The following is a 22,701-nucleotide window of genomic DNA, read 5'->3' on the forward strand; positions in this document are numbered from 1 at the left end:
GATGGCTTCACTTTTAGGTAATGAATGAATCTAACCCCCGACAATTACCTCTCCCCCTCGCCCGCTCAGCGGGAGAGGGGAGCGGGGGGTGAGGGTTCTTCCCCATGATCGGTATCCTCGGCGGCACCTTCGACCCTATCCACTTCGGCCACCTGCGCACCGCGCTGGAAGTCGCGGAACATTTCGGCATCCCCGACATGCGCCTGATCCCCGGCAAGGTTCCGCCGCACCGCCCACAGCCGGTCGCTACCCCTGAACAGCGGTTGACCATGCTGCAAGCCGCCATCGCCAGCGAACCCTGCCTGCAAGCCGACGACCGCGAACTGCGCCGCGACGGCTATTCCTACAGCTTCGACACCCTCACCTCCATCCGCGCCGAAGTTGGCGGCAAACGCCCGCTCCTGTTCACCCTCGGCTTCGACGCCTTCCAGCATTTCCAAAGTTGGCATCGCTGGCAGGAAATTTTACAACTCGCGCATCTGGTCGTCGTCCACCGTCCGGGGTATAGTCTGCCCCCCGAGGGCTGGCACACCCCATTCCTGGGTACAAACCCGGACGATTTGCACACCACCCCGGCAGGAAACATTTATTCGCTGGCGGTGACCGCGCTGGATATTTCCGCCACCGACTTGCGTACACGCTTGAAAGCAGGAAAAAACCCCCGATATTTGTTGCCGGACACAGTTCTCGGCTATATTCAAACACATCAACTGTATTGTGAAACTTAATGGAATTTGAAAAACTTCAGCAATTAGTCATTGAAAAATTGGAAGATATGAAAGGCACTGATATCAAGTGTATCGATGTGCGCGGTAAATCTTCCATCACTGATATGCTCATCATTGCCACTGGCAACTCCACCCGCCATGTCAAATCCCTCGCCCAAAGCGTTGAGCTGGCAGCCAAGGAAGCCGGTAACCAACCCCTTGGCGTGGAAGGCGAACGTGATGGCGAATGGGTGCTGGTTGACCTGAACGACATTATTCTGCACGTTATGCTGCAAACCACCCGTGATTTCTACAACCTCGAAAAACTGTGGGAAGCGGGCGAAGCGATCCCGCAAGTACGTGCCGGAGCCGCCTGAGTGCGGATTCACCTGCTGGCCGTTGGTACCAAAATGCCGGGGTGGGTGAATACGGGTACAGAGGAATACGCCAACCGGATGCCGCCGCAATGCCAGTTGCTGATCCGCGAAATTGCTGCTGAGAAGCGCACCAAAAACAGTGACCTGCAACGCATACGCCAGAACGAAGGTGAAAAGTTGCTGGCCGCTATTCCGGAGGGCAGTTTGGTGATTACGCTGGATGTGAAAGGCAAAGCGTGGTCAACCGAACAGCTTGCCCAGCAGCTCGATAGTTGGATGATGTCGGGTCGTGATGTCAGTCTGCTGGTCGGCGGCCCAGAAGGCTTGTCGCCCGCCTGTTTGCAACGCGCCGAACAAAGTTGGTCGTTGTCGCCGCTGACCTTCCCGCATCCGCTGGTGCGTATTGTGGTGGCTGAACAATTGTTCCGCGCCTGGAGCATCCTGACGAACCATCCTTACCATCGCGGGGACTAAATGAAACAGCCGCAGCTGGTGCTGGCATCCGCTTCGCCTCGTCGCCGCGAATTACTGGCGCAAATCGGCCTGAATTTTCTGGTACAAACGGCGGACATTGAGGAAACGCCACTACCCGGCGAATCCGCCGAAGCCTTGGTCAAGCGTCTGGCGAAAGAAAAGGCCGAAGCTGTGTGGATAAGTAGGGGCGTATCGCATACGCCCTCTTTGCCGGTACTAGGTTCCGACACCCTCGGCATCCTGGACGGCGAATTGCTGGTCAAACCAGCCGATTTCGAGGACGCCCGGCGGATGTTGCGTAAAATGTCCGGCCAACGGCATGAAATCCTCACAGCGGTTGCCCTGACTGGCGCAGGCGGGACGCAAGTCATTGTAAACCGCAGCGTGGTGAAGTTCCGTGCATTAACCGATGCGGAAATTCTGGCATACTGGCAAACAGGGGAACCGCAGGATAAAGCTGGCGCTTACGCTATCCAGGGGTACGGAGCCGTATTCATCGAACAACTGGAAGGCTCGTATTCAGGCGTCATGGGGTTGCCCCTGTTTGAAACGGCGCAACTGCTGCAAGCGGCAGGTATAATAATATTCTAGAAATCAAAGCGAAGGCGGATTCATGAGCGCAGAACTGTTAATTAATGTCACCCCACAGGAATCACGGGTCGCCTTGCTTGAAAATGGTTGTTTGCAGGAGGTACTCATCGAACGGACTTCCCGTAAAGGCATTGTCGGCAATATCTACAAAGGTAAGGTCTGTCGGGTGCTGCCGGGGATGGAGGCCGCGTTCATCGACATCGGTCTGGAAAAATCTGCCTTTCTGCACGCATCCGACCTCACCCATCCCTCACTCGAAGAATTCCACGACCATACTATCCCGCGCCCGACCGTACAGATCAGCGAATTGCTATACGAGGGCAAGAAGCTGTTGGTGCAAGTCATCAAGGATCCGCTTGGTACCAAGGGCGCACGTCTGACCACCCACGTCACCATTCCTTCGCGTTATCTGGTGTTGATGCCTGACAACAACAACCTGGGCATTTCCGGCAAGATCGAGGAGGCGGCGGAACGTGAGCGGCTGCGTAAGCTGATCGAACAGCTCCGCACTGAACTCGGTGATGATTACGGCTATATTGTGCGTACAGCAGCGGATGGGATCAGCGAAATTGAATTACGCCGCGACATGAAGTTCCTGCGCAAGCTATGGGAAAATATTGCAAAAACGTCGGCGGAGTCGCCCGCGCCGACGCTGGTGTATTCCGACCTGCCGCTGGTGTTGCGGGTACTACGCGACATGGTGGGCGAAAAGATCAGTCGGGTGCAGATTGACTCGCGCGAAACCGCTACCAAGGTCATCGAATTCAGCCAGAAATACATCCCCGATCTGGCCGGTACTATCGAGCATTACCCCGGTGAGCGCCCGATCTTTGATTTGCACGGCGTCGAGGAGGAAATTCAGAAAGCCCTGCAACGCAAGGTGCCGCTCAAATCCGGCGGCTACCTGATCATCGACCAGACCGAGGCGATGACCACTATCGACGTAAATACCGGTGGTTTCGTTGGCAGCCGCAACCTGGAAGAGACCATTTTCCGCACTAATCTGGAAGCCGCGCAAACCATTGCCCGCCAATTGCGGCTGCGGAATCTTGGCGGTATTATCATCATCGACTTCATCGACATGCTGCAACATGACCACCGCCAACAGGTGCTCAAGTTGTTGGAAAAATCACTGGAAAAGGATTACGCCAAAACCTACGTCTGCGATGTCTCGCCACTCGGGCTAGTGGAAATGACCCGCAAACGCACCCGTGAAAGCCTGGAACATATCTTGTGTGAACCTTGCCCCTCGTGTGGCGGTAATGGCTTTGTCAAAACTGCCGAAACCGTCTGCTATGAAATTTTCCGCGAAATCCTGCGCGCGGTACGCCAGTTTGACGCGCGTGAATTGCTGGTGCTGGCATCGCAGGAAGTGGTAGATTTGCTGCTTGATGAAGAATCCGACAGTTTGGCGGAGCTGCAACAATTTGTAGGCATACCGATCAGGCTGCAAGTGGAATCACTTTACACCCAGGAGCATTTCGACGTTGTACTTCTCTAGCGGGCAAGGCGGTTTTATCATCCGCCTGACATACCTGCTGCTGACGTTTTTCTTTCATCTGGCCATTTTTCTGGTTGCGCTGGTGGGGCTGGCGAACTTCTGGTTGCCAATGGTGGATGATTACAAAGGCATACTCGAAAAGGAATTGTCTGATTTCGTTGGTAACCGGATCAGTATTGGGTCTATCCGCGTCGACCGGGATAGCGAAGACCCGCGCTGGATCATGGAAAACCTGCAACTGACGGAAGCTTCCGGGCAATCCCCCATCCACATCCAGAAACTGGCGCTGACGCTGGATTTGCGCGAGAGCCTGCGCACCCTGCGCCTGCAACCGGCGGACGTGCAACTCGAAGGCGTGGAGTTTGTGCTGCGTCAGGATAGCGAAGGGTTGCCAACAGTGGAAGGTTTGCAGTTTCCGCTGCCGGGACAGAAAAATTCCGCCCTGAATATTGAGCGCAAGTCACCCATCCGGGTCGACATCAATGGCGGTTTTGTCCACTGGATGGATACAGTCAATAACCGCACGCTGGCGTTAGGGGATTTGCAATTTACCGGTGAATTCCTGCCCCAGGAAATCATCCTGCAAGCCGATGCCCTGTTTCCCCGTGAAATAGGTGAATCATTGGCGGTAGACGCCGTGCTGCATCAGGCCAAAACCGATGATGGTGAGACTGTCTGGGATGGCAATCTGCATACCCGCACCCAGATATTCAACCTCGCAGCCTTGCCCTCTCCCTTGCTGAAGAAATATGGCGTCACGACAGGTGCATTGAAACTGGACGCCAACATCAAATCCGTGACCGGCAAACCGCTGCAAGTCAGTGGTGAGGGTGAAATTTCTTATCTGGGTTGGCAAGGGACTGAAACCATCCCGGCCATGAACGGGGTTAATGCCAGCTTTGTCGCCGACAACGATGGTGGCAAGGTTAAAGTCAAAGTCAAAGACAGCACCCTGAATTATCCACACTGGTTCGAGCAGCCCCTGCGGGTGGATGCGCTGGATGCTGATTTGCAATGGTCGGTGCAGGAAACCGGTTGGTACTGGCAAATGACCGGGCTACAGGCACGCAACCCGGATGCCAGTGCGCAAGGTTCCGCTACGCTGGATGTGCCGGTGGGCAAGCCTGCGGAAATCAACTTGAACATGCATTTTGCTACCCAGCGCACGGTAGACAATGTGCGCAACTACATTCCGGCCATGTTGCCTGACAGTACCGAGAAGTGGTTAAAAACGGCGATTGTCCATGGTTACGTACCGCGTGGGGAGTTTATCCTGCGTGGCAACCCGGCAGATTTTCCGTTCCGCAACAATGCCGGGGAGTTTGACATCCGCTTTGATATCGAGAATGGCGTGTTGGCCTATTTGCCGGAATGGCCGGAGGCACGTGCCGTGACCGGTGAGTTGCGTTTCCATAACGCCAGCATGAGCGCCAAGGTCAAAAGCGCCAAAATCATGGATCTGGATGTGGTGGGTGGCACGGTTGATATTCCTGATATGCATAAGAATGCCCGACTACTGTTGGATCTGGACACGCAAGGTGATTTGCAGGCACACATGAATTATTTGCAGGATGCGCCCATCGGCAGGAGTCTGCGGGATTTCATGCAGGTGGCGAAATTCTCCGGGCCTTCCGACCTGCGCCTGAAGCTGGATGTGCCGTTGACAAAAAGCATACTGGACAAGGAAGGGGTGCAGGTCGATGGGCTGGTCAGCCTGCATGACAACCGTTTTTCCATCCCTGAGTATAACCAGACATTTACCAAACTGAACGGCGCGGTGTACTTTGACCAGCATGGCGTGGATACTAATAGCGCCAGCGGCGAATACCGGCAGCAGCCTGTCAAACTGAGCGCCAGTACCGACAAGGCGAAAGGCGTGATTACGGTTGGCCTGCAACAGCACAACGACCCGGCCCTGTTCCTGCCGGAAAACTTGAGTAGCTTGAAAAACTACCTGCATGGCAAAACAGCGATTGAAACCCGATTGGAGTTGCCAGCCTTCAATTTCAAGGAAAGCAAATCACCCGCCAGCTTGAAAATCCACTCCTTCAGCGACTTGCAAGGGGTGGAAATCAGTTTGCCTGCGCCGTTGGCCAAACCTGCCGAAACTGCGCGGAAGGTGCAGGTGGATGTGGAGCTGCCATTTGATTCCCTCAAACCCTGGCAAGTGGGTGTGGACATGGGGAAACACCTGAAAGTGGCCGCAACCTTGCCCCACAAAGGCAAGCAGGCATCTGCCATTGGCATCAGTTTGGGCGGCAAACCAGCCAAACTGCCTGCGCAGGGCGTCAGCATCGGTGGCGAACTGGAAACATTTGACCTGCTGGCCTTGCAGGGCATGGGTACTTCCGTAAGTCAGACGGGGGGCAAGGGTGCGGACGAATTGCCGCCCATCAGCGCCAACCTCAGCATTGACGACCTGAAGCTCGGCCAGCAATCCCTGGGCAAGGCCAGCCTGACAGCCGAAGGGCAGGCGATTTTGCAGGCGCATGTCCGTTCCGGCAAAGCACAAGCCAACCTGCACTTGCCCGTAAAGGACATCAGCAGCGGGCGGGTGAACGTCGACCTCAACCACATTGATCTGGATCAATTGAGTGACAGTATGCCCAATCAGGGTAAAGGCAACAGTTTGTCGCCAGCGGATTTCCCTGCCATGCGCCTGACCTGCCGGGATTGCCGCAAGGGTGATTTCCCCATCCAGAACCTGACCCTGAGCATGAACAAGGTGCGTAAGGACTTGCAGATTGAAAAGCTGGAAATCAGCAATCCCTTGTTGGCCTTTTCTTCCACGCAAGGGCGTTGGTATACAGCAGCGGATGGCTCTTCCCGTACCGAGTTACATGCCATCGCGCATATCCCCGACCCCGGCAAGCTGCTGGTGGAGCAGGGTAGCGAGGCTGGTTTGCAAGGCGGGGAATTGCACGCTACGGCGCAACTGGCCTGGCAAGGCGCGCCCTTCAGTTTCGCGCTGGATTCGCTCAGTGGGGAAGGGCAAGCGACGCTGGGCAAGGGCAATCTGACTGAAGTGGAACCCGGCATCGGGCGTCTGCTGGGGCTGTTGGACATCCAGCGCCTGCCGACGCGCCTAAGCATGGATTTCCGCGACATGACCGGCAGGGGGGTTGCATTCGACAGCATCAGCGGCAGCTTCCACCTCGAGCATGGCGTGCTGACCACCGAAGACACTATCATCGACGCGCCTGCCATGACCGCTGGCATCCGGGGCAGTACTGACCTGGTGAGCAAGACACACAACCAGAGCGTGACAGTCATCCCCAACCTGCGTTCCGCCTTGCCGTTGATGGGCGCGGCGGTAGGCGGGCTGGGGGGAGGAGCCGTCATGCTGTTATTCAACTCGATGACGGAAAAATCACTGGAAGAGAAATTGAACTCTTCCGGTGGTTTCCGCTACCAGGTAACAGGCTCATGGGCCAAACCGGATGTGAGCGAAATAAAAACACCAGCCAAACAGACGGATGTTGATGTTTTGCCGCATTGAACACAAAATGACGCCATGCAAAAAACCACGGGGAGAAATGGAATGACGATAGTTGCGGCACTGCAAATGGCATCAGGCCCACAGGTACAAGCCAACCTGATGGAGGCCGGTCGCTTGATCAAGGAAGCTGCCGGGCGTGGGGCCAGGCTGTTGGTGCTGCCGGAAACCTTTGCCATGATGGGCGTGCATGAAACAGACCGGGTGAAAATTGCCGAACCTTATGGCAATGGCCCGATCCAGTCGTTCATTAGCCAGCAGGCCAAACAGTACGGCGTCTGGATTGTGGCGGGAACTATCCCTGTCCATTCCGACAACCCTGATCGCCCCTATGCCGCCTCCATTCTGTTCGACGACAAGGGTAAGGCCGTCGCCCGCTATGACAAGATTCACCTGTTCGATGTCATGCTGAGCGAAAATCAGGAAGTTTATACCGAAAGCGACACCACCACGCCGGGGCGCGAGCCGGTCATTGTCGACACCCCGTTCGGCAAGCTAGGCATGTCGATATGTTATGATCTACGCTTCCCGGAACTGTACCGGCGTCTGTCAGCTATGGGTGCACAGATTTTAGTCATTCCTTCATCCTTTACTGAACTGACCGGTAAGGCGCATTGGGAAACGCTATTACGTGCCCGTGCTATCGAAAACCTGTGCTACGTCATTGCCCCCGGCCAGGGTGGCTATCACGTCAATGGCCGCACCACCTACGGGCACAGTATGATCATTGACTACTGGGGGCGTATACGCGGCGAGTGTGACCGGGGTGCTGGCGTGGTGCTGGCAGAACTGGATATGGATGCGCTGGAACAGACCCGCAAAACGTTCCCGGTGCTTTCCCACCGTTGCCCACCAGAGAACAAACTGTAAGGAATAACATGAAACAGGCAATCGACTTCGCCCGCGCGGCCTTTCTGGAGCCGGCGGGTTTGACCGAACAACATCTGGAACAGGTGTTCAGCCAGCTCCTGACCAAGGATACGACGCTGGCCGATTTGTATTTCCAGTCTGCCCGCTATGAATCCTGGGGTCTGGAAGAAGGCATCATCAAAAGCGGTAGCTACAGCATCGAGCAAGGTGTTGGCGTGCGTTCCGTGTGTGGCGAACAGACTGGTTTCGCCTACAGTGGTGAAATCAGCCTGGCTGCCTTGCTGGAATCCGCCAAGGCAGCCAGTGCTATCAGCCGCGCCGGGCAGAACGGCAGCGTGAATGCCTGGAAAGTGACCACGCCTTCCCGCAGCTTGTACGGAACAGATGACCCGCTGAACTCCCTGTCCGAAGAGGACAAGATCGGTTTCTTGCGCCAGATCGACAGCCTTGCCCGCGCTGCCAGCCCGTATGTGCAGCAGGTGATGGCCAACATGGTCGCCGTACACGAAATCATCATGATCGTGGATGAAAGCGGGCGCATGACCGCCGATGTACGCCCGCTGGTGCGCGCCAACGTCTCCGTGATTGTCGAACGCAACGGCCAGACCGAAAGCGCCACGGCAGGCGGCGGTGGCCGCTTCAGCCTGGATTTCTTCCTCAACGGCCACAAGGCACAGGAATATGCCGAAGAAGCGGTGCGCAAGGCGTTGATTAACCTCGACGCCGAAGCCGCGCCCGCAGGCAGCATGACCGTGGTGCTGGGCAATGGCTGGCCGGGCGTGTTGCTGCATGAGGCCATCGGCCACGGTCTGGAAGGTGATTTCAACCGTAAGGGCACATCTGCATTCGCTGGCCGTATCGGCGAGCAGGTGGCCGCCAAAGGTATCACCGTGGTAGACGACGGCACACTGGAACAGCGCCGTGGCTCCCTGAGCGTGGATGACGAAGGCACGCAAACCCAGTGTACCACCCTGATCGAGGACGGCATCCTCAAAGGCTACATGTTCGACCGCCAGAATGCGGCGCTGATGAACACGCAATCCACTGGCAATGGCCGCCGCCAATCCTACGCCCACCTGCCGATGCCGCGCATGACCAATACCTACATGCGCGCGGGTGAGTATGCGCCGGAAGAAATCATTGCTTCGGTGGACAAGGGCATTTACGCCGTCAACTTTTCAGGTGGGCAGGTGGACATCACCTCCGGCAAATTCGTGTTTTCCGCCTCCGAAGCTTACGTGATCGAAAACGGCAAGCTCGGCAAGCCACTCAAGAATGCCACCCTGATCGGCAATGGCCCGGATGTACTGACCCGCGTCAGCATGGTCGGCAATGACCTGCAACTGGATACCGGTATTGGCGTCTGCGGTAAGGATGGCCAAAGCGTGCCGGTTGGCGTTGGCCAGCCTACTTTGCGGGTTGACGGCCTGACCGTCGGCGGAACTGCCACAGCATAAGGATAACAACATGATTGAACTGGAAAATCGTTTTGACCTCGCCACCGAATTCCAGGCGATGGCTGAACATGTATTGGACGTTGCTAAAGCCAAAGGTGCGACCGCTGCCGAAGTGGACATAGACAAGAGCACGGGTCTGTCAGTCGAAGTGCGCATGGGTGCGGTGGATAAATTGCAATACCACCGTGATCAGGGCATCAACCTGACGGTTTATTTCGGCCACCGTAAAGGCTTTGCCTCTACCGGTGACTTCTCGAAGCAAGCCTTGGCAGACACGCTCGATGCCGCTTGCCGCATCGCCCGCTACACCTCCGAAGATGAGTACAATGGCTTGGCAGACCCTGAGCGGATGGCGAACGAATTCCCCAAGCTGGACTTGTACCATCCGTGGGAGCTGGATGCGGAAATGGCGATTGAAATGGCGCTACAGGCTGAAACGGTTGCGCGCGAACACGATAGCCGCATTACCAACAGCGAAGGCGCAGGCGTTGACAGCCACGCCGGTTTGAGCCTGTATGCCAATAGCCATGACTTCATGGGTGTGCGCCATTCCACCCGCCATTCGTTGAGTTGTGCGGTAGTGGCGCAGGAAGGCGATTCCATGCAGCGTGATTACTGGTATACCGTATCAAGGGTTCCGGGGCATCTGGAGTCTGCTGATACCGTGGGCGCGGAAGCGGCCCAGCGTACCGTGCGCCGGTTACATGCATGTTCGCTTTCCACCCGTGAAGCGCCGGTGCTGTTCGTGCCGCAACTCGCGCGTGGCTTGGTCGGGCATCTGGTGGGGGCAATCAGCGGTGGTTCGCAGTACCGCAAGGCCAGTTTCCTGCTGAATTCCATTGGGCAGCAGGTGTTTCCGGAATTTGTGCAATTGCATGAAGACCCACTCATCCGCCAGGCGCTTGGCAGCCGTTCCTATGACGGTGAAGGCGTGGCGACGCAGCAACGCGACATCGTAAAGGATGGCGTTATCCAGGGTTATTTCCTCGGCAGTTACAGCGCCCGCAAGCTGGGGATGCAAACCACCGGCAACGCCAGCGGAGCCAGTAACCTGTTGTTGGCGGATACTGGCGTCAGTTTCGTGGATCTGCTCCAGCAGATGGGAACCGGCTTGATGGTGACAGAACTGATCGGCCACGGTATCAACAGCATTACCGGCGACTATTCGCGTGGTGCGGTGGGCTATTGGGTCGAAAACGGTATGATCGTACATCCGGTGGAGGAAGTGACCATTGCGGGCAATCTCAAGGACATGTTCAAGGGCATCGTCGGTATTGCGGATGATGTGGATGAACGTGGTAGTATCCGCACCGGTTCCATTTTGATCAACAAAATGACGATTGCAGGTCAGTAATTTTAAAGGAAGTTTATGAGTCAGTTTGAGAATGTCAGCGTTAACAAGACGGCGAATGTTTATTTCGATGGCAAGTGCGTTAGCCATACGGTGACGCTAGCGGATGGTACGCGCAAAAGCGTGGGCGTGATCCTGCCTTCCACGTTGACGTTCAATACTGGCGCGCCGGAAATCATGGAGTTGCTGCAAGGCCGTTGCAAAGTGCGGATGGCGGGCAGTGATGCGTGGGCGGAGTATGCAGGTGGCCAATCATTCAACGTAGCGGGTCATTCTTCCTTCGATATTGAAACGCTGGAAGACCTGCATTACGTTTGCCATTTTGGCTAGTCGGCTACGGCTTCCTACACCGCATAAGTCAGGCGTTCGCCTTGCCCCAGCAGGGATTTGAAGTAGGCGTCAACAACCTGGAACTGGGCTGAAGTGGTTTCCTGGGCATACATTGCCTGGCGGAAACGGTTGCCGTCATGCAGGCCATTGGTGTACCAGGCAATGTGTTTGCGGGCAATGCGGCAGCCGCTGTATTCGCCATAGAAAGCATACAGGTCGTCCAGATGCCTGAGTAAAACCGTATGGACTTCCTCAACGGTGGGTGGGGGCAGCAATTGCCCGCTTTGCAGGTAATGGGCGATTTCGCGGAAAATCCAGGGGCGGCCTTGTGCCGCGCGCCCGATCATGATGGCGTCCGCGCCAGTCAGTTCCAGTACCTGTTTGGCTTTCTGCGGGTTGTTGATGTCGCCGTTGGCGATGATGGGGATGTTGGTGTTGCGCTTGGCTTCACGGATCAGCCCGTAGCTTGCCTCCCCGGTGTACATTTGCTCACGGGTGCGGCCATGAATTGCCAGGGCGGCAATACCCGCCTGTTCGGCCATTTCGGCTACCCGCAGGATGTTTTCTTCACCGTTGACGTAGCCCAACCGGGTTTTGAGTGTTACCGGCACATCGACAGCGTTGGCAACAGTATCCAGTATCCGTTTCACCAGAGCTTCGTCTTTTAGCAGGGCGGAACCGGCGAGTTTGCGGCAAACTTTTTTGGCAGGGCAACCCATGTTGATGTCCACGATTTGTGCACCGTTGGCCACTTGATAACGGGCGGCTTCCGCCAGTGTTTCCGGCTCGGAACCGGCGATCTGCGCGGCTATCGGGGCAAGCTCCCCGTCAAAGTTGGCGCGGTAGAATGATTTCTTCTGGGCGTAGAGGGCGGTGTCTGCCGTCATCATTTCGCTGACGGCATGACCAGCGCCGAAATGCTTGCAGAGGGTGCGGAAAGGGCGGTCAGTCACGCCCGCCATGGGGGCGACGATCAGCGGGTTATCCAGCGTGTACGGGCCGATTTGCATTCGGGCTGGCTCACCTGATACGGATCAGGCGGGTGCGGGAAAAACGGTCGTGCCAAGCCAGCTTTTCCGGGTCGATGAGGGAAACCAGAAAGCCGACGCCCAATGCCCCCCAACTGAGAATAGCCCACAGGAAGCGTTGGGTGGCTTGTTGCCGGTTGATGGGTTGCCCTGCATCACTCACGATACGGATTTTCCAGGCACGCATCCCCAGCGTTTGCCCGCCGTGCGTCCAGAACCACATGAAGAATCCCCAGGCCATCAGCAGGTAGACCAGCACTTTCAGCGGGTCAGGCAATTCAACGCCGGTTGCCTTGCTGAACAGGAGAAAGGGGATGCTGGCGACAATGACAATGCTAAAACCTGCCAGCACGGTGTCGTAGATCATCGCGCCGAGGCGGCGCAGCAGGGTGACGCTATTTTCCATCCAGAAAATTCCGCAGCATTTCGTGCCCGTACTGGGTGAGGATGGATTCAGGGTGGAACTGTACGCCTTCCACCGGCAGGGTTTTGTGGCGAACACCCATGATTTCATCCAGCTTGCCATCCGGGGTTTCTGTCCACGCGGTAATTTCCAGGCAATCAGGCAGGGTTGCCTGCTCAATCACTAATGAGTGGTAACGGGTGGCTTCCAGCGGGTTGGGCAGGCCGGAAAATACGCCCATGCCTTTGTGGTGGATCATGGAGGTTTTGCCGTGCATGATTTCCTTGGCGCGGATGATGTTGCCGCCGAACGCCTGACCGATAGACTGGTGGCCGAGGCATACGCCCAGGATCGGGATTTGGCCCGCGAAGCGCAGCAGGGTGGGGATGGAGATGCCTGCTTCGGTTGGCGTACAGGGGCCGGGGGAAAGTACGATCTTGTCGGGCGCAAGGTCGTCAATTGCTTCCACTGGAATTTCGTCGTTACGCACCACTTGTACATCTGCACCCAATTCACCGAGGTATTGCACAAGGTTGTAGGTGAAGCTGTCGTAGTTGTCGACCATCAGAACTTTCATGTTTCACCTCCTCACTTGTGTTTGCCGTTGAGGCCGGATAGTGCAGCACTGGCAGCGCGGAACACCGCCCGCCCCTTGTTCATGGTTTCTTTCCATTCGAGGTCGGGGACGGAATCGTAGACCACACCTGCGCCCGCCTGGATGTGTAATATGTCATCCTTGATCACGGCAGTGCGGATGGCGATGGCGGTATCCATGTTGCCATTCCAGGCCAGATATCCGACTGCGCCGGAATAGACGCCGCGTTTTACCGGCTCGAATTCGTCGATGATTTCCATAGCGCGGATTTTGGGTGCGCCGCTGACCGTTCCAGCGGGGAAGGTGGCGCGTAATACGTCCATCGCATCCAGACCGGGCAGCAGTTTGCCGGTGACGTTGGAAACGATGTGCATGACGTGTGAATAGCGTTCCACGATCATTTTGTCGGTGAGCTTGACCGAACCAATTTCGCTGACGCGCCCGGTGTCATTGCGGCCAAGGTCGATCAGCATCAGGTGCTCGGCGATTTCCTTGGGGTCGTTGAGCAACTCGGCTTCCAGTTCCTGGTCGCGCTGTTCGGTTTCGCCGCGTTTGCGGGTTCCGGCGATCGGGCGCACGGTGATTTCGTTGTCTTCCAGCCGCACCAGGATTTCCGGTGAGGAGCCGACGATGTGGAAATCGCCGAGGTTGAGGAAATACATGTACGGCGACGGGTTGAGGCGGCGCAGGGCGCGGTACAAATCCAGCGGCGGCGCTTCAAACGGGATGCTCATGCGCTGTGACAGCACCACCTGCATGATGTCGCCTGCCTTGATGTATTCTTTGGCAGCGATGACGGCATCCTTGAAACCCTGTTCGGTAAAGCCGGAGACGAAATCGCTTTCGTCGATTTGCCGGGTTTTGGGGGCAGGGCGGTACAGGCGGCGGGCTTCCTGCAACTGGCGTTCCAGTGTATCTAGCCGCTGTTGCGCCTGCTGGAAGCCGCCAGTTTCGGCCAGCACGATCAGGTGCAATTCGCCGCGTAGGTTGTCGAATACCACGACCTCATCCGATACCATCAGCAGGATGTCAGGCGTGCCAATCGGGTCAGGTTTGTCACGCCCCCGGCTGAGCTTTTTCTCGATGTAACGGATAGTTTCATAGCCGAAATAGCCGACCAGCCCGCCGTTGAAACGCGGGAAGCCTTCAATATCCGGCACTTGGTATTGCTGCTGGAACCCGGTAATCCATGCTAGCGGGTCAGCCACAGCGAAGGTTTCCAGTGGCTGGTGGGCACGGTGCAATTCCACCGTGTGGCCAAACACCTTGATGATGGTTTTGGCAGGCAGGCCGAGGATGGAATAGCGGCCCCATTTCTCCCCGCCCTGTACGGATTCGAACAGGTAAGAGTAGGGCGCGTCAGCCAGCTTGAGGTAAGCGCTTAACGGGGTATCAAGATCCGCCAGGATGGTGCGGCGGACGGGAACGCGGTTATAGCCTTGGGTAATAAGGGTATCAAAGGTATCCTGATTCATGGGTACTTCCAGATAAAACGGTCAACGAAACACTTCCAGCAAAGGTCTCAGCAGGAACACCATCGCCACGTTTTATTTGGAAAATGTCTCATCATGTGCAGCTAATCAGGTTGCTTAATTCTGCCATGGAGTCTATCACAGCATCCGGCGCATAGTTACGAATATCTTCGCCGTGATTATAGCCGTATGTCATGCAGATGATCTGGAAACCTGCGGCGCGCGCGGCTTTCACATCTGATTTGGAATCGCCCAGCATCAGGGATTCTTCCGGCTTTACGCCTAGTGCATCCGCAGCATGGAGCAGGGGCAGGGGGTGTGGTTTCTTTTCCGGTAGGGTGTCGCCGCTGATGACGATCTCGAAACGGTCGAAAATGCCCAAATCTTGCAGCAAGGGGTGGGTAAATTGCGCTGCCTTGTTGGTGACGCAGCCGACTTTCAAACCCTTGCAGTTTTGCAGGTAGTCCAGACCTTCCAGCACGCCGTCGTACAAGCGGCTGCGTTTGGAGGTATTTTCCGCATACAAATCCATGAAAATGGGCATGGCGCGTTCAAAGAGTGCTGTTTCCGGCATACCGTCGAGGTCGTTGGTCAGGCCGCGTTCCACCAGGCGCTGCACGCCGTTGCCTACCCATTGGCGCACGGCGGTTTCGCCACGTACCGGCATGTCCAGTTGCTTCATCATTTCATCGACGCAAAACGCCAAGTCGGGAACGCTGTCTACCAGCGTGCCGTCTACGTCGATCAGTACCATTTTCGGTTTGAACATAATCATAGATTCCTGAAAGAAACCCCTCCTAACCTCCCCTTATCAGGGGAGGAACAAGAGATGCCCCCCATCAGCAATTCGGAGTTGCGGGCAAGGCTCTCTCCCCTGATAAGGGGGGGGGCTGGGGAGGGGGTTCTTCAAAGGGTTATAAACTTATACGTTTGCTTCTGCCAGCTGTGCGCGGAAATCAGTCAGGATGCTGTTGTAGTGCTGCGGGTCAGACGTTTTAGCTGCGCCAAAGATTGCAGAACCCGCGACAAATGTATCCGCGCCTGCTTCCTTGATTTCCCGGATGTTGCTGGCTTTGACGCCGCCATCAATTTCCAGGCGGATGTCGAGGCCGGAATCGTCAATCATCTTACGTGCCTGACGCAGTTTGTCGAGCGCGGACGGGATGAAGCTCTGGCCGCCGAAACCAGGGTTGACGGACATCAGCAGGATCATGTCCACCTTGTCCATCACGTATTCCAGCACGGATAGAGGAGTGGCAGGGTTGAACACCAGGCCGGATTTACAGCCTTCGCTGCGGATCAGTTGCAGGGTACGGTCAACGTGTTCGGACGCTTCCGGGTGGAAGGTGATGTAGCTCGCGCCAGCCGCTGCAAAATCCGGGATGATGCGGTCAACCGGCTTGACCATCAGGTGTACATCGATAGGTGCGGTTACGCCGTGCTTGCGCAGTGCTTCGCAAACCAGTGGCCCAATGGTCAGGTTGGGGACGTAGTGGTTATCCATGACATCGAAATGCACGATGTCAGCGCCGGAAGTCAGTACGTTGACGACTTCTTCCCCCAAACGGGCGAAGTCGGCAGACAGGATGGATGGTGCGATGAAATCAGCTTGACGTGCCATGAAACCTTCTCCTCAAAATGACGGCAATCAAAAACGCCACCACTCTACCCGAAAGGCCGCGCCATTGCAGCCCTTCCGGGTGAGATAGGTCGGGAGCTAGTATTTTCCTCTTGAAATCTCCCACAAACGCCCCCATCTCTCGCCCATCGAACGAACAAGATGTGAGGACCAACAACCTATGACTGACAGTGCAACCAAGGAAAACATGCAATTCCAGACAGAAGTAAATCAGCTTCTGCACCTGATGATCCACTCGCTGTACTCCAACAAGGAAATCTTCCTGCGTGAGCTGATTTCCAACGGTTCGGATGCTTGTGACAAGCTGCGCTTCGAGGCCATCGGCAATGACAGCCTGTATGAAAACGACGGCGACCTGCGCGTGGAAGTGGAATTCGACAGTACAGCAGGCACGATCACCGTGCGTGATAACGGCATCGGCATGAGCCGCGATGAAGTTGTCAATAACATTGGTACTATCGCCAAATCCGGCACCAAGGAGTTCCTCAGCAAACTGACCGGCGACCAGCAGAAAGACTCGCACCTGATCGGCCAGTTCGGGGTCGGTTTCTACTCATCCTTTATCGTTGCCGACAAAGTGACGCTGACCACCCGTCGGGCTGGAACAGCAGCTTCCGAAGCTGTACGTTGGGAGTCCGACGCGCAATCCGGTTACTCACTGGAACAGGTCGAAAAAGCTACACGCGGCACTGAAATCGTCCTGCACCTGAAAGAAGACGAAAAGCTGCTGGCCGATGGCTGGCGTCTGCGCAACATCATCCGTCAGTATTCCGACCACATCCCGCTGCCGGTCATGATGCACAAGCAGGAAGAGGGCAAGCAGGCCGAGGAATGGGAAACCGTCAACAAAGCCAACGCGCTGTGGACGCGTTCCAAATCCGACGTGAAAGACGAGGAATACCAGGAATTCTACAAGCACGTTTCCCACGACTGGGAAGACGCGCTGGCGTGGAGCCACAACCGCGTCGAAGGCAAATACGAGTACACCTCGCTACTGTACCTGCCATCCAAAGCGCCATTCGACCTGTTCGACCGCGACACCAACCACGGCCTGAAGTTATACGTGCAGCGCGTCTTCATCATGGAAGACAAGGAAAACAAACTGTTGCCACGCTACCTGCGCTTCGTGCGCGGCGTGCTCGATTCCGCCGATCTGCCACTGAACGTGTCGCGTGAAATCCTGCAAGGCAACAAGATCATCGAAAGCATGAAAAGCGGCTCGGTGAAGAAAATCCTCGGCCTGCTGGAAAACATGTCTGCCAACGAGCCGGAAAAATATCAGAGCTTCTGGAAAGAATTCGGCAAGGTGCTGAAGGAAGGCCCCGGCGAAGACTTCGGCAACCGCGAAGAAATCGCCAAGTTACTGCGCTTCTCCTCCACGCTGGACGATAACGCTGAGCAGAAGGTTTCGCTGCCTGACTACATCGCCCGGATGAAGGAAGGCCAAGACAAAATATTCTACATCACTGCCGATACCCACACGGCAGCGAAAAACAGCCCGCATCTGGAAGTGTTCCGCAAAAAGGGTATCGAAGTGCTGCTGCTCTCCGACCGCGTGGATGAATGGCTGGTGCAGCACCTGATGGAATTCGATGGTAAATCCTTGCAATCCGTTGCCAAAGGCGATCTGGACTTGTCCAAACTCGAAACGGAGGAAGACAAGAAAGAGCAGGAAAAGGTCGAAGCCGAAGCCAAAAACATGGTCGAACACATCAAAAAGGCACTCACAGACAAGGTGGAAGACGTGAAGGTTTCGCACCGCCTGACCAGTTCACCGTCCTGCATTATCCTTGGCGAGCACGACATGGCTCTGTATATGCAGAACTTGCTCAAGCAGGCTGGCCATGAAATGCCGACCACCAAGCCGCTGCTGGAAATCAACCCGACCCACCCGCTGCTCAAGCGGATGGAGGCGGAAACCGATGACGACCGCTTTGCCGAATGGGCGAGCGTGTTGCTGGATCAGGCTATCCTGGCCGAAGGCGGGCAGCTGGAAGACCCGGCGGGTTTCGTGCATCGCCTGAATGGTTTGATGCTGGCGATGGCATAAAAATATTCGCAAATACTCGTCGATCCCTCTCTCACAAAGTGGGCGGGGGATTTTCCTGAATTCTTCCAACGGGGCTGTTTTTTACATGTATGATAGGGTAGTGCTTGTTCCGTAAAATAATTTAGACATTATCGTGCCATGTCACAGCAATTACCACCGCTAAACGCCTTGCGTGCCTTTGAGGCTGTCGCCCGCCACCTGAGTTTTACCAAGGCGGCGGAAGAACTCAGCGTGACCCGCGCTGCCATCAGCCACCAGATCAAATATCTGGAGGATTATCTGGGCTTTGCCCTGATTGAGCGCAAAAACCGGGCGATTGTCCTGTCACCGCAAGCTGAGGCAGCCTTGCCCCAGCTCCGTGAAGGCTTTAACAATCTGGCGGAAGCCGTGCGTCTGATGCGCAGTGCTACACCAACGCTCAGCATTACGGTGTGTACAGCCCCATCGTTTGCCTCCAAGTGGCTGATTCCGCGCCTGCCACGTTTTTCCCGTCAGCATCCGGAAATCGATATGCAGATCAACAGTAACGCCATGCTGGTGGATGCTGATTTGCAACAAGGTGCTGGTGCGATCGACAGTTTTTTCCGTCAGAACCAAGTGGATGTGGTAATCAGTTTTGCAACGGGTGGCCATGCCGGGGAGGATGCCGAGAAGCTGTTCCCGGTGTCGGCAGTGCCGGTGTGCAGCCCTGCGCTGGTTGGAAACGCCCACCCACATCCATTGCTGACGCCGCAGGATCTCGCTTTCCACGCGCTGCTGCATGATGATACCAACTACGTCGGCCATCCAACCTGGGCGAAATGGCTGCAACTGCATGGGGTCGAGGGCGTTAACGCCAACCGTGGTTTGCACTTCAATCATGTTTCACTGGCGCTGGATGCAGCGGTGGACGGGCAGGGTGTACTGCTGAGCCTGAAGCCACTGGCGCAGTCAGAAATTGACGCAGGCAGGCTGTGTGTCCCTTTCGATTTGCTGATGCCGCTGGAACATGCTTACTATATTGTCCGCCCGCAAAAAGCCGGGGAGGGCGGCAACCAGCAAGCGTGTGACGCATTTGTGGAATGGCTGCGGGAAGAAGCGCAACTGCAAATCAAGGCATCGGGTAAGGAAAGCTAACCATCAGGTTGAAAAATTGTAGCTTGTCCGCAATGTGTTTCGTTTTTAACATGCACTCATTGCAAAAATAACAGTGGCCTTAATACTCCTCTCTCTCCTCCTCCTAGCGGTAAGGTCACATGCAATGCCCACGGAATATGAACATGGGGAATATCTCCTCCTCCTCTTAAAACCTCATGTTCTTGCCGTGGGCTTTTCTTTTTTTTCCCTTTATTGCAAACATGCCAGTAATGACAGCGTAATCCGCGCCGTCGCTCCCCACAGCACTTCATGATCATATTCCTGAAAATACACCACCGGCACAGGTTCGGTTAAATCCGCCAGTTGTCGGTAACGGATTTCGTGGTGTTGTGGTTGCGCCAGCCAATTCAGCGGGATGGTGAAAATCCGCGCTACTTCCTGAGGGCTGGGAATCAGGTTGTAAGGCCAGGGTACAGCCCCGACGACCGGCGCGATGCGGAAACGGCTGACGCTGTGGTGCGGGGTCAGTTGCCCCAGCACCCGTACATCCTGCGGCTGGATGCCCACTTCCTCGTGCGCCTCGCGCAGGGCGGTGGCGATCAGGTCAATGTCTTCCGGGTCACGCTTGCCGCCAGCAAACGCGACCTGACCGCCATGCCGGTCGGTTGCCGAAGCAGGGCGGCGGATAAACAGCAAGTGCCAACTGTTACCCATCCGCACGAATGGCACTAGTACCCCAGCTTCCCGACAGACGTGACCACCAGCAATCTGCGGCACGTCATGGGTGGGCAGGCTCTGTCGGCGCAGGCGCTGGGCGATGTCGGTTTCGGTCAGTTGATCCAGCTGGTTCACGTCAACCTCCCGTCAGGCGGCGACTGAGTATCCACGCAGCCGGTGGGCAAACTGTTCCAGTGCGGCAACGCCGGTTTTTTCGGCGGCATTGATCCACTCCTGCACGGCTTCCAGCCGCGCTTCCTGACTGGCGGTGGTGCGTTCCCACAGCTGGTGCAGACGCTGCTGGAACTGGTAAACGGTTTGCAGCGCCTGGCTTTCGGCAAGGATGGCCTGATGGCGTAATTCCGCCTTGGTAACGGGTTTGATCACTTGCTGGGCGAAATTGGAGAGCACCTGCAAGCGGTTGCCCAAGACAGCGGTTACGGTGTCGAAATCCACCGTCAGCTTGTTGGGGTTGACGCGCAGGCGTGGGGCAACCTTGCGCACTTTGGCCATGCCCAGCATTTCCAGCAGGCGGATGTAGAACCAGCCAATATCAAATTCATACCAGCGGCTGGAAAGGCGCGCGGAAGAGGCGAACGCATGGTGGTTGTTATGCAGCTCCTCGCCGCCGATCAGGATGCCGATGGGGGAAATGTTGGTGGAAGCGTCGGTGGTCGTCCAGTTGCGGTAGCCCCAGAAATGGCCGATGCCATTGATCACGCCTGCCGCCCAGAACGGAATCCACGCCATTTGCGTCAGCCATACCAGTATGCCAGAAGCTTCAAACAGCACGATGTCGATGATGAACATGCTGGTGACGCCAAGCCAAGGGAAACGCGAGTAAATGTGCTGTTCCAGCCAGTCATCGGGCGTACCCTTGCCGTATTTTTCCAGCGTTTCCTGATTGTGGGATTCCTGCCGGTATAGCCATGCGCCCAGCCACAGCACAGTGTTGAGGCCACGGGTTTGCGGGCTGTGCGGGTCTTCGGTGGTTTCGCATTTGGCGTGGTGTTTGCGGTGGATGGCGACCCATTCGCGCGTGACCATGCCGGTAGTCAGCCATAGCCAGAAACGGAAAAAATGTGATGGCACTGCCCCCAAATCCAGCGCCCGGTGCGCCTGCGCGCGGTGCAGGAAAATGGTGACGGCGGCGATGGTGATGTGGGTAAGCCCCAAGGTAACGAGCAAAATTTCCCACCACTGCCAGTGCGACAATAAACCCATGAATAGACCCTCCTCCTCGGTTGCGACCCTGACACTTTACTACATCCGTCAAGGGTAACGAAAAAAATTTGCATCCGTTGAATCCGCTTTGTTGGCAGCCTGCGTATTAACTGGTGATAGTCCACAAACATCATTTACGCCAGGGGCTGATGGAAACCTTTCCTGTGCGGAAGGTTTCCTCTTTAACAGTTTTCCAGCATGGTTGGTGGTGTAGATCGTGGGTGAAATAACCCTGTGCTAGACTCGTGATAAGGTTACAGTGGAGAAACATAAATGGCGCAGGATCAGGGTGAACTTTATGTCCTGCTGGAAAAAATCCAGCGGGGTGATCAGGCAGCGCTGGGCATATTTTACGACGCGACAGTCAGGCGGGTGTATGCTGTCGCCATCAAGGTAACAGCCAGCCCGGAGCTGGCTGAAGAAATCGTCAGCGATGTGTTCATGCAGGTGTGGCATAACGCATCCAGTTACAGCGCGGAGCGTTCCACGCCTTTGGGTTGGCTGTTGATGATGGCGCATAGCCGTTCGATTGACAGCCTGCGGCGGGAAGGCAGTGCCACCCGTAACCAGATGCCGTTGGAGGAAGCTTACGATGCCCCGGATGAGACGACGCCAGGCCCGCTGGCGGCTACGCTGGGGGTGGAGCAACACCATGAACTGGCTAGCGCCTTGAAGCTACTGGATGGACAACAGCGACAGATGATTACATTAGCTTTCTATCGTGGCCTGAGCCACCAGGAAATTGCCAACTACACCGGTGAGCCGTTGGGGACGGTGAAAACCACCCTGCGGCGCGCGCAAAGCATCCTGCGTGGCGCGCTGACCGCAACCGGGTTTGTGCAAGGGGGTGATTATGCCAAAGCGTGACGACATCAATGCAGCTGCTCCGGTTCTGGACGAAGACATCCTGCAACTGCTGGCAGAGGCACAGGAAGAAGTTGAGCTGCCTGCCGAGCTGGAGGCGCGTATGCGCAACAACCTCCTGACCAAAGTGGCGCAGGAAGAAGCCGGTATGTTGCCGGGTTTCAAGACCATCCGTGCGGCTGAAGGTGAGTGGATTGAAGCTTTACCGGGCGCACGCATCAAAATCCTGCACCAAGAAGGCAATTCTGGTTTGCTCACCTACCTGGCGCGGCTCGACCCCGGTTTTGAAATGCCCGGCCATCCGCACCCGTTCGACGAGGAATGCATCATGCTGGAAGGCGAGTTGTGGTTTGGCGACCTGCATTTGAAAGCGGGCGATTACCACTTTGCCGCCAAAGGTGTTTACCACGGCAAGTTACGCACCGAAACCGGCGCGTTGGCCTTCCTGAAAGGCGCATTGCCAGCGTAGGGAGGACAG

General features: G+C 56.2%; 22 protein-coding genes. 14 read left to right on the forward strand and 8 right to left on the reverse strand.

The window, feature by feature from the left end; translation table 11 throughout:
* Positions 1 to 104: 104 nt before the first annotated feature.
* Genes nadD through ppnP form a run of 10 tightly spaced genes read left to right on the forward strand, consistent with a single transcriptional unit; the run spans position 105 to position 11,154 of the window.
* Complete coding sequence (nadD, locus tag THINI_RS19685) at positions 105 to 728, forward strand: nicotinate-nucleotide adenylyltransferase (RefSeq protein ID WP_002710275.1); 624 nt, start codon at positions 105 to 107, stop codon at positions 726 to 728.
* Positions 728 to 1,084 carry a ribosome silencing factor gene (rsfS, locus tag THINI_RS19690; protein WP_002710276.1) on the forward strand — a complete coding sequence of 119 codons (357 nt, stop codon included), beginning with the start codon at positions 728 to 730 and terminating at the stop codon, positions 1,082 to 1,084. Before nadD ends, rsfS begins: the two co-directional genes overlap by 1 nt.
* Entirely contained in the window at positions 1,085 to 1,558 is a 474-nt protein-coding gene (rlmH, locus tag THINI_RS19695) for a 23S rRNA (pseudouridine(1915)-N(3))-methyltransferase RlmH (RefSeq protein ID WP_002710277.1), read from the forward strand.
* The gene (locus tag THINI_RS19700; RefSeq protein WP_002710278.1) at positions 1,559 to 2,149 is read left to right on the forward strand and encodes a Maf family protein; all 591 of its coding nucleotides are present in this window, start codon (positions 1,559 to 1,561) and stop codon (positions 2,147 to 2,149) included.
* 22 nt (positions 2,150 to 2,171) lie between these two features.
* On the forward strand, positions 2,172 to 3,650 hold the full coding sequence (gene rng / locus THINI_RS19705; protein ID WP_002710279.1) for a ribonuclease G: 1,479 nt from the start codon (positions 2,172 to 2,174) through the stop codon (positions 3,648 to 3,650).
* On the forward strand, positions 3,637 to 7,149 hold the full coding sequence (locus THINI_RS19710; RefSeq protein WP_002710280.1) for a YhdP family phospholipid transporter: 3,513 nt from the start codon (positions 3,637 to 3,639) through the stop codon (positions 7,147 to 7,149). The genes rng and THINI_RS19710 overlap by 14 nt, the downstream gene beginning before the upstream one ends.
* 42 nt (positions 7,150 to 7,191) lie before the next feature.
* Positions 7,192 to 8,016 carry a carbon-nitrogen hydrolase family protein gene (locus THINI_RS19715; RefSeq protein ID WP_002710281.1) on the forward strand — a complete coding sequence of 275 codons (825 nt, stop codon included), beginning with the start codon at positions 7,192 to 7,194 and terminating at the stop codon, positions 8,014 to 8,016.
* An 8-nt stretch (positions 8,017 to 8,024) separates the two neighbouring features.
* Positions 8,025 to 9,473 carry a metalloprotease TldD gene (gene tldD, locus THINI_RS19720; RefSeq protein ID WP_002710282.1) on the forward strand — a complete coding sequence of 483 codons (1,449 nt, stop codon included), beginning with the start codon at positions 8,025 to 8,027 and terminating at the stop codon, positions 9,471 to 9,473.
* Between the two features lie 10 nt (positions 9,474 to 9,483).
* Positions 9,484 to 10,827 carry a metalloprotease PmbA gene (gene pmbA, locus THINI_RS19725; protein ID WP_002710283.1) on the forward strand — a complete coding sequence of 448 codons (1,344 nt, stop codon included), beginning with the start codon at positions 9,484 to 9,486 and terminating at the stop codon, positions 10,825 to 10,827.
* 15 nt (positions 10,828 to 10,842) lie between these two features.
* A complete protein-coding gene (gene ppnP / locus THINI_RS19730; protein WP_002710284.1) occupies positions 10,843 to 11,154 on the forward strand; it encodes a pyrimidine/purine nucleoside phosphorylase in 312 nt (103 codons plus the stop codon).
* A 14-nt stretch (positions 11,155 to 11,168) separates the two neighbouring features.
* On the opposite strand, the gene dusB is transcribed toward ppnP, so the two are convergent.
* From dusB to rpe, 6 genes are all read right to left on the reverse strand, one after another.
* Positions 11,169 to 12,164, reverse strand: coding sequence for a tRNA dihydrouridine synthase DusB (gene dusB, locus THINI_RS19735; RefSeq protein ID WP_002710285.1), 996 nt, complete (start codon positions 12,162 to 12,164; stop codon positions 11,169 to 11,171).
* Between the two features lie 10 nt (positions 12,165 to 12,174).
* Positions 12,175 to 12,588, reverse strand: coding sequence for an RDD family protein (locus tag THINI_RS19740; protein WP_002710286.1), 414 nt, complete (start codon positions 12,586 to 12,588; stop codon positions 12,175 to 12,177).
* Complete coding sequence (locus tag THINI_RS19745) at positions 12,578 to 13,162, reverse strand: anthranilate synthase component II (RefSeq protein WP_002710287.1); 585 nt, start codon at positions 13,160 to 13,162, stop codon at positions 12,578 to 12,580. Before THINI_RS19745 ends, THINI_RS19740 begins: the two co-directional genes overlap by 11 nt.
* Positions 13,163 to 13,173: 11 nt before the next feature.
* Positions 13,174 to 14,655, reverse strand: a complete 1,482-nt coding sequence (gene trpE, locus THINI_RS19750) for an anthranilate synthase component I (RefSeq protein ID WP_002710288.1) — start codon at positions 14,653 to 14,655, stop codon at positions 13,174 to 13,176.
* 91 nt (positions 14,656 to 14,746) lie between these two features.
* The gene (locus THINI_RS19755) at positions 14,747 to 15,421 is read right to left on the reverse strand and encodes a phosphoglycolate phosphatase (RefSeq protein ID WP_002710289.1); all 675 of its coding nucleotides are present in this window, start codon (positions 15,419 to 15,421) and stop codon (positions 14,747 to 14,749) included.
* Between the two features lie 153 nt (positions 15,422 to 15,574).
* Positions 15,575 to 16,273, reverse strand: a complete 699-nt coding sequence (gene rpe / locus THINI_RS19760; RefSeq protein WP_002710290.1) for a ribulose-phosphate 3-epimerase — start codon at positions 16,271 to 16,273, stop codon at positions 15,575 to 15,577.
* A gap of 178 nt (positions 16,274 to 16,451) precedes the next feature.
* On the opposite strand from rpe, the gene htpG reads away from it, so the two are divergent.
* On the forward strand, positions 16,452 to 18,341 hold the full coding sequence (gene htpG / locus THINI_RS19765) for a molecular chaperone HtpG (RefSeq protein ID WP_002710291.1): 1,890 nt from the start codon (positions 16,452 to 16,454) through the stop codon (positions 18,339 to 18,341).
* A gap of 138 nt (positions 18,342 to 18,479) precedes the next feature.
* Positions 18,480 to 19,457 (forward strand): transcriptional regulator GcvA, encoded by a 978-nt coding sequence (gene gcvA / locus THINI_RS19770; protein WP_002710292.1) that lies wholly within the window; start codon positions 18,480 to 18,482, stop codon positions 19,455 to 19,457.
* Positions 19,458 to 19,667: 210 nt separating this feature from the next.
* Here the strand turns inward: gcvA and THINI_RS19775 are convergent, their stop codons facing one another.
* A complete protein-coding gene (locus THINI_RS19775) occupies positions 19,668 to 20,270 on the reverse strand; it encodes an NUDIX hydrolase (RefSeq protein WP_002710293.1) in 603 nt (200 codons plus the stop codon).
* 12 nt (positions 20,271 to 20,282) lie between these two features.
* Positions 20,283 to 21,359 (reverse strand): DesA family fatty acid desaturase, encoded by a 1,077-nt coding sequence (locus THINI_RS19780; RefSeq protein ID WP_002710294.1) that lies wholly within the window; start codon positions 21,357 to 21,359, stop codon positions 20,283 to 20,285.
* A gap of 273 nt (positions 21,360 to 21,632) precedes the next feature.
* Here THINI_RS19780 and THINI_RS19785 point away from each other — a divergent pair, with 273 nt between their 5' ends.
* Together THINI_RS19785 and THINI_RS23810 are read left to right on the forward strand one after the other, a co-directional pair.
* The gene (locus THINI_RS19785; protein WP_002710295.1) at positions 21,633 to 22,226 is read left to right on the forward strand and encodes an RNA polymerase sigma factor; all 594 of its coding nucleotides are present in this window, start codon (positions 21,633 to 21,635) and stop codon (positions 22,224 to 22,226) included.
* Positions 22,213 to 22,692 carry a cupin domain-containing protein gene (locus THINI_RS23810; RefSeq protein WP_002710296.1) on the forward strand — a complete coding sequence of 160 codons (480 nt, stop codon included), beginning with the start codon at positions 22,213 to 22,215 and terminating at the stop codon, positions 22,690 to 22,692. The genes THINI_RS19785 and THINI_RS23810 overlap by 14 nt, the downstream gene beginning before the upstream one ends.
* Positions 22,693 to 22,701: the final 9 nt, after the last annotated feature.

Origin of the sequence: Thiothrix nivea DSM 5205 (assembly GCF_000260135.1) — a bacterium.
In the GTDB taxonomy this organism is placed as follows: Bacteria; Pseudomonadota; Gammaproteobacteria; order Thiotrichales; family Thiotrichaceae; genus Thiothrix; species Thiothrix nivea.

Coding starts and splice junctions, on each gene's coding strand:
- nadD (WP_002710275.1), top strand. CDS start 105: ATGATCGGTATCCTCGGCGGCACCTTCGACCCTATCCACTTCGGCCAC.
- rsfS (WP_002710276.1), top strand. CDS start 728: ATGGAATTTGAAAAACTTCAGCAATTAGTCATTGAAAAATTGGAAGAT.
- THINI_RS19700 (WP_002710278.1), top strand. CDS start 1,559: ATGAAACAGCCGCAGCTGGTGCTGGCATCCGCTTCGCCTCGTCGCCGC.
- rng (WP_002710279.1), top strand. CDS start 2,172: ATGAGCGCAGAACTGTTAATTAATGTCACCCCACAGGAATCACGGGTC.
- THINI_RS19715 (WP_002710281.1), top strand. CDS start 7,192: ATGACGATAGTTGCGGCACTGCAAATGGCATCAGGCCCACAGGTACAA.
- tldD (WP_002710282.1), top strand. CDS start 8,025: ATGAAACAGGCAATCGACTTCGCCCGCGCGGCCTTTCTGGAGCCGGCG.
- pmbA (WP_002710283.1), top strand. CDS start 9,484: ATGATTGAACTGGAAAATCGTTTTGACCTCGCCACCGAATTCCAGGCG.
- ppnP (WP_002710284.1), top strand. CDS start 10,843: ATGAGTCAGTTTGAGAATGTCAGCGTTAACAAGACGGCGAATGTTTAT.
- dusB (WP_002710285.1), bottom strand. CDS start 12,164: ATGCAAATCGGCCCGTACACGCTGGATAACCCGCTGATCGTCGCCCCC.
- THINI_RS19740 (WP_002710286.1), bottom strand. CDS start 12,588: ATGGAAAATAGCGTCACCCTGCTGCGCCGCCTCGGCGCGATGATCTAC.
- THINI_RS19745 (WP_002710287.1), bottom strand. CDS start 13,162: ATGAAAGTTCTGATGGTCGACAACTACGACAGCTTCACCTACAACCTT.
- trpE (WP_002710288.1), bottom strand. CDS start 14,655: ATGAATCAGGATACCTTTGATACCCTTATTACCCAAGGCTATAACCGC.
- THINI_RS19755 (WP_002710289.1), bottom strand. CDS start 15,421: ATGTTCAAACCGAAAATGGTACTGATCGACGTAGACGGCACGCTGGTA.
- rpe (WP_002710290.1), bottom strand. CDS start 16,273: ATGGCACGTCAAGCTGATTTCATCGCACCATCCATCCTGTCTGCCGAC.
- htpG (WP_002710291.1), top strand. CDS start 16,452: ATGACTGACAGTGCAACCAAGGAAAACATGCAATTCCAGACAGAAGTA.
- gcvA (WP_002710292.1), top strand. CDS start 18,480: ATGTCACAGCAATTACCACCGCTAAACGCCTTGCGTGCCTTTGAGGCT.
- THINI_RS19780 (WP_002710294.1), bottom strand. CDS start 21,359: ATGGGTTTATTGTCGCACTGGCAGTGGTGGGAAATTTTGCTCGTTACC.
- THINI_RS19785 (WP_002710295.1), top strand. CDS start 21,633: ATGGCGCAGGATCAGGGTGAACTTTATGTCCTGCTGGAAAAAATCCAG.
- THINI_RS23810 (WP_002710296.1), top strand. CDS start 22,213: ATGCCAAAGCGTGACGACATCAATGCAGCTGCTCCGGTTCTGGACGAA.